The organism is Paenibacillus ihuae (assembly GCF_001368795.1).
GTDB lineage: Bacteria > Bacillota > Bacilli > Paenibacillales > Paenibacillaceae > Paenibacillus_AQ > Paenibacillus_AQ ihuae.
Map to the genome: position 1 here is coordinate 83147 of NZ_LN831203.1, position 1540 is coordinate 84686.

General features: G+C 52.9%; 1 protein-coding gene and 1 pseudogene. Both read right to left on the reverse strand.

What is annotated here, in order from left to right; all coding sequences use genetic code 11:
• Positions 1 to 1163, reverse strand: a 1163-nt coding sequence (locus AQR02_RS27210; protein WP_082452102.1) for a SulP family inorganic anion transporter, incomplete at its 3' end; no start/stop codon positions are given.
• 210 nt (positions 1164 to 1373) lie between these two features.
• Positions 1374 to 1540 (reverse strand): annotated as a pseudogene (locus AQR02_RS31660) (bifunctional 3-deoxy-7-phosphoheptulonate synthase/chorismate mutase); the annotation flags it as partial.

Below are 1540 nucleotides of genomic sequence, written 5' to 3' on the forward strand. Positions count from 1 at the left end.
GTGTGAACACTCAGGTGAATCGATGCTATTTTCCAGGCAAACGACAGCGCGCTGAGCAGAACCCCGAACAGAACGCCAATCGACAGATTATCTGTAGCGACCACTGTAACCACCGTTACAATCATGACTAATGCATCACTGAGCGGAACACGGGCCAACGAAGCCAGCGAACCCCATTCAAAGGTACTGATGCATACCATAATCATCACTCCGACCAGAGCGCCCATCGGAATCTGCTTGACCACATCGCCGAGCACAAGAATAAGCAACAGCAGGAAAATCCCGGAGACGAAGGTGGAGAGACGGGTTCTTCCGCCTGACTTCATGTTGACCATCGACTGGCCGATCATCGCGCAGCCTGCCATGCCTCCAAAGAAGCCGGTAACGATATTCGCCAGCCCTTGCCCCTTCGCTTCCCGGTTCTTATCGCTCCCGGTACCGGTAATGTCATCGATCAGGGTTGCGGTCATCAGTGATTCCAGCAGACCTACCACTGCCAGCGATAAGGAATACGGCAGAATAGTGAGCAGCATATCGAGGGTGACCGGCAGCTGCGGAATATGGAACAGCGGTAGTGCAGAGGTTAACTCCCCCATATCTCCCACGGTCTTCACGTCCAGACCAAGCACGATGCTCAGTACGGAGACGATGATGATAGCGACCAGTGCCGACGGCACTGCCTTAGTAAAACGCGGAACTGTATAGATAATTACAAGTGTCAGTGCAACCAGGGCATACATGACCCAGCCTTGTCCTTTGAAATGCGTGAGCTGCGCCATAAAAATCAGGATGGCCAGCGCGTTGACAAACCCGGTCATGACAGGCTGCGGCAGGAAGGTAATGAACCTTCCCAGCTTCAGCATCCCCATCAGGATCTGAAAGATTCCGCAGAGGATCGTGGCGGCGAACAGATATTCAATGCCGTGGTTCAGCACGAGACTGCCGACGAGCAGGGCCATCGCACCGGTCGCCGCCGAGATCATCCCTGGTCTGCCTCCCGCAATTGCGGTGACAATTGCGATGCAGAAGGAGGCATACAGACCCACCATCGGGCTGACTCCGGCCAGAATCGAGAACGCGATTGCTTCCGGGATCAGGGCGATCGCCACCGTCATCCCTGACAGAATGTCGCTCCGGGGATTCGACAACCAGCCGTTATTCATATTATTTTGCTTCAAAATGCGGTTTCCTCCTGTGTCAGTTAAGGTTAATGGAACATTTCACGAATGTTCCGGTCCGGTGCAATGCCAATGTCATTTATTGTACCCGACACGCCTTAATCTCCACAAAATCTCCGCATCCGCTTGTAAGCGGTTGTTTAGCACTTATTCTCGCGATTGCTGCAAATATCTTAAAAATCCAATTGTTTTAAATTAACGGAACAACCCGGAAGCCTTAACCTCACTGAAGAAGGTATTGAACTCCTCAATATTCAGCTGCTGCGCCGCATCGGACAGCGCTGTGGCCGGATCAGGATGCACCTCGACCATAATCCCGTCAGCTCCGGCAGCAAGTGCGGCTTTGGCACAAGGAATCAGAA